The 8,092-nt window shown below is 70.0% G+C and carries 7 protein-coding genes; 4 read left to right on the forward strand and 3 right to left on the reverse strand.

Going from position 1 to position 8,092, the window contains the following annotated elements; genetic code table 11:
* Positions 1-105: 105 nt before the first annotated feature.
* Positions 106-1,992 (reverse strand): TonB-dependent receptor plug domain-containing protein, encoded by a 1,887-nt coding sequence (locus VGD32_RS11905; protein WP_331032099.1) that lies wholly within the window; start codon positions 1,990-1,992, stop codon positions 106-108.
* 193 nt (positions 1,993-2,185) lie between these two features.
* Between VGD32_RS11905 and VGD32_RS11910 the strand changes: the two genes are divergently transcribed.
* Genes VGD32_RS11910 through arsB form a run of 3 tightly spaced genes read left to right on the forward strand, consistent with a single transcriptional unit; the run spans position 2,186 to position 4,052 of the window.
* Entirely contained in the window at positions 2,186-2,548 is a 363-nt protein-coding gene (locus VGD32_RS11910; protein ID WP_331032100.1) for a metalloregulator ArsR/SmtB family transcription factor, read from the forward strand.
* The gene (locus VGD32_RS11915) at positions 2,545-2,994 is read left to right on the forward strand and encodes an ArsI/CadI family heavy metal resistance metalloenzyme (RefSeq protein ID WP_331032101.1); all 450 of its coding nucleotides are present in this window, start codon (positions 2,545-2,547) and stop codon (positions 2,992-2,994) included. Before VGD32_RS11910 ends, VGD32_RS11915 begins: the two co-directional genes overlap by 4 nt.
* Positions 2,994-4,052 carry an ACR3 family arsenite efflux transporter gene (arsB, locus tag VGD32_RS11920; RefSeq protein ID WP_331032102.1) on the forward strand — a complete coding sequence of 353 codons (1,059 nt, stop codon included), beginning with the start codon at positions 2,994-2,996 and terminating at the stop codon, positions 4,050-4,052. Before VGD32_RS11915 ends, arsB begins: the two co-directional genes overlap by 1 nt.
* 18 nt (positions 4,053-4,070) lie before the next feature.
* Here arsB and VGD32_RS11925 read toward each other — a convergent pair whose 3' ends face one another.
* Together VGD32_RS11925 and VGD32_RS11930 are read right to left on the reverse strand one after the other, a co-directional pair.
* Positions 4,071-5,750: a response regulator gene (locus VGD32_RS11925; RefSeq protein WP_331032103.1), complete on the reverse strand. Its 1,680-nt coding sequence runs from the start codon at positions 5,748-5,750 to the stop codon at positions 4,071-4,073.
* Complete coding sequence (locus tag VGD32_RS11930) at positions 5,747-7,246, reverse strand: ATPase domain-containing protein (RefSeq protein WP_331032104.1); 1,500 nt, start codon at positions 7,244-7,246, stop codon at positions 5,747-5,749. The genes VGD32_RS11925 and VGD32_RS11930 overlap by 4 nt, the downstream gene beginning before the upstream one ends.
* 569 nt (positions 7,247-7,815) lie before the next feature.
* Between VGD32_RS11930 and VGD32_RS11935 the strand changes: the two genes are divergently transcribed.
* Positions 7,816-8,049 carry a hypothetical protein gene (locus VGD32_RS11935; RefSeq protein WP_331032105.1) on the forward strand — a complete coding sequence of 78 codons (234 nt, stop codon included), beginning with the start codon at positions 7,816-7,818 and terminating at the stop codon, positions 8,047-8,049.
* Positions 8,050-8,092 lie beyond the last annotated feature (43 nt).

The raw sequence follows: 8,092 nt of genomic DNA on the forward strand, positions 1-8,092 counted from the left end.
TGGCGGGCTGGGCCGCCGCCGCCGTCGCGGGCATGGCGAAAGCCTGAAGCGGGAGGCTCCACAGAAGGGCGATCAGCGCCCGGATGGAGCCTCGCCCCCTCATTGTCAGAAGCTCGCGCGCAGGGCGGCGAAAACGCTCCGCCCGAACGCCCGCCGCCGCAGCGGGTCGCCCGTCTCGTAACGGCTGTCTTCGATCAGGTTCTGGCCGGTCAGGGACAGTTCCAGCCGGTCCGTCATCCGCCACCCCAGCCGCACGTCGGCCTCGACGTAGCCGTCCGTCGCGGCCAGATCGTCGACCGCCCGCAGCCGCACGTCCAGCTCCAGGGAGTCCGTGAGGTCCGCCTCGGAGCGCAGCAGCACCTGATACTCGGGGTCGTCGCCGATCGATATCAGGCCGCTGATGTCGTCCGGCGTCAGCGGCGCGTCATAGTCCTTGGTCAGGGTGCTCACCCCGGCGCTCAGCCGCCATCGCTCAGACACGTCGTAGCTGCCCCAGGCCTCGACACCCCAGGTCGTCGCCTCGCCGTTGTTGGTCAGGCTCAGCGGCAGGAAGGTTACGGGCGTGATCGAAACCGTCCGCAGGTCGTCGTAGACGTTGTAGAAGGCGTTGATCGAAAATGCGATTTCAGGCGTCGGATTGGCCCGGTAGCCGATTTCGTAGGCCGTCGCCGTCTCGGACTGGAAGTCGGCGCCGGTCAGGAAGCCCGGCAGGGTCAGGTCGCGCTCGATGCGGTTCGGCGTCCGGCTCGCCCGTCCGACCGAGGCCCACAGCAGGTCGCCGCCCGGCCGGTGCCATCCCAGCCGCACATTGGGCAGGAATTCCTGACCGGAGAAGCTGTTGTCCTCGAACTTGGCGCCCAGCGTCAGGGTCAGTCCCGCGGTCAGGGTGATCTGGTCCTGGACGAACACATTGGTCAGCGTCAGCCGCCGCTCGGCGGGGTCGAGAAACGCGCCGCCCGGCGCGGCGGTGAAGGCCGACTCGACCACCCGGTGGCCCGCGCCGAGCACCAGCTGGTGGCGGCCCCGCTCGAACGCCTGCTGGATCGACAGATCCCAGGTGTCCGACTCTTCCAGCGTGCCGGGCTCCTCCCGTTCGAACCGGTCGTAATAGGCCTGGGCCTGAAGCTCGCCCCCGGCCAGCGGCCGGACCCACCGGCCCAGCAGATTGGCGCCGCGCACATAGGTCTGGGTCCCCAGCGTGTCCTCGTTGACCGCCACCTCGTTCTCGAATGCGTCTCCCTGAAGCGTCAGGCGGTTGTCGCCGCTCGTCCAGTCCACGCGGCCGCCGCCGCGCAATCCGTCGGCGTCGTCGTTGGCGCCGTTTCCGGCCGCGTCGAGACTCTCGTCGCGTGCGAAGGCCTGCAGATAGGCGCGCCACGCGCCGTTGTCGCCGAAGCTTCCTCCATGCCGGATCGCCAACCGCGCATCCTCGTTGCCGGCGCCGGCGCTGATCAGCGTCCCCTGGGTATCGCCGGCCGGGCGGGAGATGATGTTGATCACGCCGTTCATGGCGTTTGAGCCGTACAGCGCACCGCCGGGTCCGCTGATCACCTCGATGCGGTCGATATCCTCCAGCATGATGTCCCGGGCATCCCAGAACACCCCCGAGCTCAGCGTCGAGTAAACGCTGCGCCCGTCGACCAGCACCAGCAGCTTGTTCGAAGTCTCGTAGCCGTTGAAGCCCCGTGCGCTGATCGCATAGTCGACCGAGTTGACCCGCTGCACATTCAGGTTCGGCGCCAGCCGCAGCACCTCGGGCAGACTGGTCGCCCCCGAGCGGCGGATGTCCTCGGCGCTGATGACGAAGATCGCCGCAGCGGCGTCGGCCAGGACCTCGGGCCGGCGGGACACCGAGGTCACCTCGACCATCGACAGTTCTTCCAGCGAGAGCCGCTCCAGGTCCTGGTCATCCAGGTCAGCCCGGATCAATTGCTGCACGCCCGTTCGCGCATCGGCGGACGCGGTCTCTCCGGCCTGGGCGATGGCCGGCATCACGAGAAAAGCGGCCGCAGCGGCCCCTCGCCGGAGATGACGCATCGAACTGGACCCCCTCGCAACCCTTGCGGTCGGACGAAACGCCCGGCCGGTCAATCCGTTGCCGGACATAGTCGGCCCGGTTTCCTTACAATTCCAGAAAACCGGCCGTCGACTTGACGGGCTCAAATAATTCCATATTTCTAGAATTATGGAATCTCAGAGCGCCGTTTCCCGCCTCGCCGCCCTCGCCCAGGCCAGCCGTCTCGCCGTTTTCCGCCTGCTGGTGCGGGCCGGGCGCGAAGGCCTGCCGGCGGGCGAGGTCGGGCGGACGCTCCGCATCCCCGCCAACACTCTGTCGGCGCAATTCGCGGTGCTGGCCAACGCCGGCCTCGTGCGGGGCCGCCGCGAGGGCCGTTCGATCATCTACGCGGCCGACTACGACGGCATGAGCGAACTGCTGATCTATCTGATGGAGGACTGCTGTCAGGGCCGTCCCGAAGTATGCGCCCCGGTGGCCGAGGCCGCCGACCGCGCCGCCTGTTGCAACCCCGAGCAAGGAGTCCGCTCATGAAACGCCTGCACGTCCACGTCGCCGTCGAGAACCTCGACCGCTCCATCGGCTTCTATTCGACCCTGTTCGGCGCCGCTCCGGCGGTGGTGAAGGACGACTACGCCAAATGGATGCTGGAGGACCCCCGGGTCAATTTCGCCATCTCCGACCGCGCCGCCGTTCCCGGGGTCGACCATCTCGGCATCCAGGTCGACAGCAACGAGGAACTGATGGAATTGGCGGGACGGCTCAAGGCGGCCGGCGAGACCACGCGCGACCAGGCGGCGGCGACCTGCTGCTACGCCCGCTCCGACAAGGCCTGGGTCAAGGACCCCTCCGGCCTGAGCTGGGAAACCTTCTTCAGCTTCGGCGAGGCGACCGCCTACGGCGAGGACCTGGGCCCCGACGCCGTTCCCGCCGCCGCCGCCCCCGCGCGGGCCGACAAGCCGAAGGCGGCCTGCTGCTGATGAACCGGTTCGAGCGCTATCTGACCCTCTGGGTCCTGCTGTGCATCGCCACGGGGGTGGCGCTCGGCCACTGGTTCGCCCCGGCCTTCGCGGTCGTGGCCGGCCTTGAGGTCGCCCACATCAACCTGCCCGTCGCCGGCCTCGTCTGGCTGATGATCATCCCCATGCTGATGAAGGTCGACTTCGCGGCCCTCGGGCTGGTGCGGCGGCACTGGCGAGGCGTGGCGGTGACGCTCGGCGTCAACTGGCTGGTCAAGCCATTCTCCATGGCCGTGCTGGGCTGGCTGTTCATCGGCTGGCTGTTCCGGCCGTATCTGCCCGCCGCCCAGATCGACGGCTACATCGCCGGCCTGATCCTGCTCGGCGCGGCCCCCTGCACCGCCATGGTCTTCGTGTGGAGCCACCTGACCGACGGCGAACCGCACTTCACCCTCAGTCAGGTCGCGGTCAATGACGCGATCATGGTCGTCGCCTTCGCGCCGATCGTCGGCCTTCTGCTCGGCCTCTCGGCCATCACCGTGCCGTGGTCGACGCTGCTGCTGTCCGTCGGCCTCTACATCGTCGCGCCGGTGATCCTGGCCCAGGTCGCGCGCCGTCTGCTGCTGGCGCGGGGCGAGGCGATGCTGGCGGCGGCGCTCAAGGCCGTCGGGCCGGTGTCGATGGTCGCGCTGCTGGCGACCCTGGTCCTGCTGTTCGGCTTCCAGGGCGAGCAGATCCTGCGCCAGCCCCTGGTCATCGCCCTGCTCGCCGTGCCCATCCTGATCCAGGTCTATCTCAACGCCGGCCTCGCCTACGGACTGAACCGGGCGACGGGCGAGGCCCACTGCGTCGCCGCCCCCTCGGCCCTGATCGGGGCCAGCAACTTCTTCGAACTGGCCGTCGCCGCCGCCATCAGCCTGTTCGGCCTGACGTCCGGCGCGGCCCTGGCGACCGTGGTCGGGGTGCTGATCGAGGTGCCGGTGATGCTCACCGTCGTCGCCATCGCCAACCGTTCGAAGGCCTGGTACGAGCGCGGCCCCGCGGTGGCCCGGCTGCAGGCGAGGCGGGGCGGGCGCTGACGGCCCGCCGCTCCCGGCTCATGCCGCCGCGAAGCTCCGCGACAACTTGCGCGCCAGCTCCGCCTGCACGAACGGCTTGTGCACGATCTGGTGCTCACCCACCCCTGTCAGGGCCTCTGCGTCGGCGTAGCCGGTCGCGAACAGGATGGGCACCCGCGGCCGCCGCGCCCGCAGCTCCCGCGCCAGATCGGCGCCGTTCATGCCCGGCATGGCGAAGTCCAGCACCACGGCGCTGATGTCGTCGTGGCGCTCGATCAGGTCCAGCGCCGCCCCGCCGCTGCCCGCCTCGACCACGTTGTAGCCGAGGTCGGCCAGCAGGCCGGCGGTGACCTCGCGCACGGCGTCGTCGTCGTCGACGACCAGCACGACCAGATGATCATGGTGCGCGGACGGCGCCGCCTCGGTTGCGGCGCTCTGTCCCGCGGGGGCTTCGCCGGCGCGCGGAAGGAACACCTTGATCGTCGTGCCCCGGCCCGGCTCCGTCTCGATGCCGACGCCGCCGCCCGACTGTTTCGCCAGGCCGAACACCTGGCTGAGGCCGAGGCCGGACCCCTTGCCCACCTCCTTGGTGGTGAAGAAGGGCTCGAAGGCGCGGGCCCGCACCTCGTCGGTCATGCCTGACCCGGTGTCGCTCACCGACACCATCACATACTCGCCCGGCGGCGGGGCTTCCGCCGCTTCCGGCTCGCCCAGCACGACGTTGGCGGTGCGGATGGTCAGAGACCCGCCCACCTCCATCGCGTCGCGAGCGTTGATGGCCAGGTTCAGGATGACCAGTTCGATCTGCGTCGGATCGATCATCGCCGGCCACAGATCCTGCGCCAGCCGCGGCGCGGCGATCTGCACGCTGCCTCCGATCGTGCTGTGCAGCAGATCCCGCATGCTCATGACCGTGTCGTTCAGGTCGACCGGCCGCGGCTCCAGCTTCTGTTGCCGCGAGAAGGCCAGCATCTGCGCCGTCAGACGCGCGCCCCGGTGCGAGGCCTCGCTCATCATCGCCAGCCGCCGGATCAGCACGGGGTCCTCGGCCTGTTTGCGCATCTGTTCGACGTTGCCCAGGATCACCGTCAGCAGGTTGTTGAAGTCGTGGGCCACGCCCGAGGTCAGCTGCCCCACGGCCTCCAGCCGCTGCGCCTGACGCAGCGCGGACTCAACCTTCTCCCGCTCGCCGATCTGCGCGGCCAGTTGCCGGTTCGCAGCTTCCAGCTCGGCGGTGCGCTCGGCGACGCGCCGTTCGAGGGTGGCTTCCGCCCGTCGGATCTCCTCGATCCGCTCGCGGGCCTCGTACTGCCGCCGGCGCCCCCGCAGCGCCGTGCGCACCGCGCTGACCAGGGTGGTGGGGTGGAACGGCCGCTCGAGGAAGCTGACATTGCCCAGGGTGACCGACAGCCGCCGGGCCATCGGGTTGCGTTCGACGCTGCCGCCGCGCTGGGTCAGCAGCACGAACGGAAAGTCGGACCATGACGGCTGGGCCTCGATCCACGCCGCCAGGCCGCTCAGATCGCAGTCGCGCAGCGCCTCCTCGACCACCACGGCGAGGCCGGCGCCCTCGTCGAGCCGCGCGCGCAGCGTCTCCAGCGTCTCGCACACCAGCGCCGGCACGCCCGCCTCCTTCAGGATGGCGGCGGCGATGGCGGCGTCGCGCCCCGTGGGGGCCAGCACCAGCGCGCGCTCCGAAAGCTCCCCCCCGTGGCTCATGCGGAGGCGTCGCCCATCAGACCGGAGCCCTGCCCCACGAAGTTGGGCACCCCGCGCAGCACGCCCTGGAAGCCCGCGAGCGGCTCGCCCATGGTCAGGCCGCTCTGGCCGATCTCGAACTCGCGGATGGTCTTCTCATGCCCGCCGGCGCGCTTCTTGATCACCGAGACGGCCCGGCGCACATGCCCCGCCGCCTCGAAATAGCGCAGCAGGATCACCGTGTCGGCCAGATAGGTCACATCCACCGGCGCCTTCATGTCCCCGACCAGGCCGTGCTGGGCCACGGTCAGGAAGGTCGAGGCCCCCTGGCGGTTCAGATACTGGAGCAGCTCGTGGATGTGCAGCACCAGGAACTGTTCCTGCGGCATCGCCGCCTGGTAGCCGTTCAGGCTGTCGATGATGACGGTCCTGATCTTCCTCTCCGACACGCAGTGGCGGACGCGGGCCGCGAACTCGCCGGGCGAGAGCTCGGCCGCGTCGACCTGTTCGATGATCAGCGAGCCGTCCTCGCACATGGCCTCCAGATCGATGCCCAGGCCGCGCATCCGGTCGTACAGCAGCCCCAGCTCCTCGTCGAAGATGAACAGCGCCGCCTTCTCGCCCCGCTTCACCGCCGCCACGGCGAAATTCAGTGCGAACAGCGACTTGCCGGTCCCCGCCGGGCCCAGGATGAGGGCGCTGGAGCCGCGCTCCACGCCGCCGCCCAGCAGGTCGTCCAGCCGCGCGACGCCGCTCGACACCGGCGTCCGCTCGAAGGCCGTGCGGTGCTCCGAGGCGACGATGCGCGGATAGACCTCCAGCCCGCCGGTCTTGATGGTGAAGTCGTGATAGCCGCCGCGGAAGCGCCGCCCGCGGTATTTGATCACCCGCACCCGCCGCCGCTCGGCGCCGTATTCGGGGGCCAGCTCCTGCAGCTGGATCACCCCGTGGGCCACGCTGTGCACCGTCTTGTCGTTGATGTCGGTGGTCAGGTCGTCGAGCAGCAGCACCGTGGCCCCGCGCTTGGCGAAATAGTGCTTCAGGGCCAGCACCTGGCGGCGATAGCGCAGCGAGCCCTGGGCCAGCAGCCGGATCTCGGACAGGCTGTCGATCACCACCCGCTTGGGCCCGACCGTCCCCACCGCGTCGAAGATCATCCGCGTGGTCTCGCCCAGCTCGAGGTCCGAGGAATACAGCAGGCTCTGCTGCTGCTGCTCGTCCAGCAGGCTCTCGGGCGGGACCAGTTCGAAGATGTCGATCCCCTCCAGCGACCACGCGTGGGACCGCGCCGTGCCGCGCAGCTCCTCCTCGGTCTCGGACAGGGTGATGTACAGGCAGCGCTCGCCCCGGGCGGCCCCCTCGATCAGGAAGCTCATGGCGGCGGTGGTCTTGCCGGTCCCGGGATTGCCCTCCAGCAGATAGATGCGGTCGCGTTCCAGCCCGCCGGAGAGGATGTCGTCCAGCCCAGGCACCCCGAACCGCGCGTCGTCCCGCCCCCTGATCTCGTCCTTCGCCATGCGTCCTCTCATCGTCCAGCTGAGCCGTAACGCACGGATATCGAGAAGGTTACAAGCCCCCGTCCACACCGGGCGCAGGCCCGGCCCCGGACGCGGGCGCCGCCGCACGGCGCCGGTTCTACCCGGGTGAAATCCAAAAAGCGGGGGGCGCCGTCGGCAGGGTCGGCAGGGCGGGCGGCGGAACACGGGGGGCGGAGTCGGCAGAGTCTACATCGGGGCCGTGGGGCGCCGTGGAGACGCTCGGGGCTCCTGGGTGAGCCGGACGCGCCTCGGGGCGGCGGGACGGCGGTTCGATTGTCAAAGACCGGCGGCGAAAGACGACCGCAGTATGCGCCCGCCGCCCGATGCGGCTGGAAGATCGCCTCGAGTTTCGCCCAACCCCCTGTTTTCCCGCGCCTTCCCGCCCGCAATCCGGCGACAATTCCCCGGATTGTCAGCACAGCGTCATGCCGCCCGCGGGGGGAGGGCGCCCGCCCCAGTCGCCCCACCCGGCGACGCGGGACAATCGTGCGGCCGCGCCGCATCGAACGGGGCCGTGCCGCGTTAGGCCCCTCGCAACAGGAGCGACCATGGCCAAGCCGGAACCCGAATCGAAGCTGCGTCCCCTTCTCTTCATCGGCGGCGGCCTCGCGGCCGTGGCCCTGATCCTGTCCGGGGTGATGGTCTTCGACGCCCGGCGCACCAGCTTCTCGGAGGCGGAGCGGGCCGAGACGGCGGCCGCGGTCGCCGGCATGGACGCCGCCCAGGCCCGCGCGAACGCGGCCCGCGCCGAGGCCCAGAAGCACACCTACAAGGGCTACTGAGCCCCGGCCCCCTCCAGCACCCCGCTTTTCCGATTACCTGTTC

It is taken from the genome of Brevundimonas sp. (genome assembly GCF_036402095.1).
Lineage (GTDB): Bacteria > Pseudomonadota > Alphaproteobacteria > Caulobacterales > Caulobacteraceae > Brevundimonas.

Coding starts and splice junctions, on each gene's coding strand:
- VGD32_RS11905 (WP_331032099.1), bottom strand. CDS start 1,992: ATGCCGGCCATCGCCCAGGCCGGAGAGACCGCGTCCGCCGATGCGCGA.
- VGD32_RS11910 (WP_331032100.1), top strand. CDS start 2,186: ATGGAATCTCAGAGCGCCGTTTCCCGCCTCGCCGCCCTCGCCCAGGCC.
- VGD32_RS11915 (WP_331032101.1), top strand. CDS start 2,545: ATGAAACGCCTGCACGTCCACGTCGCCGTCGAGAACCTCGACCGCTCC.
- arsB (WP_331032102.1), top strand. CDS start 2,994: ATGAACCGGTTCGAGCGCTATCTGACCCTCTGGGTCCTGCTGTGCATC.
- VGD32_RS11925 (WP_331032103.1), bottom strand. CDS start 5,750: ATGAGCCACGGGGGGGAGCTTTCGGAGCGCGCGCTGGTGCTGGCCCCC.
- VGD32_RS11930 (WP_331032104.1), bottom strand. CDS start 7,246: ATGGCGAAGGACGAGATCAGGGGGCGGGACGACGCGCGGTTCGGGGTG.
- VGD32_RS11935 (WP_331032105.1), top strand. CDS start 7,816: ATGGCCAAGCCGGAACCCGAATCGAAGCTGCGTCCCCTTCTCTTCATC.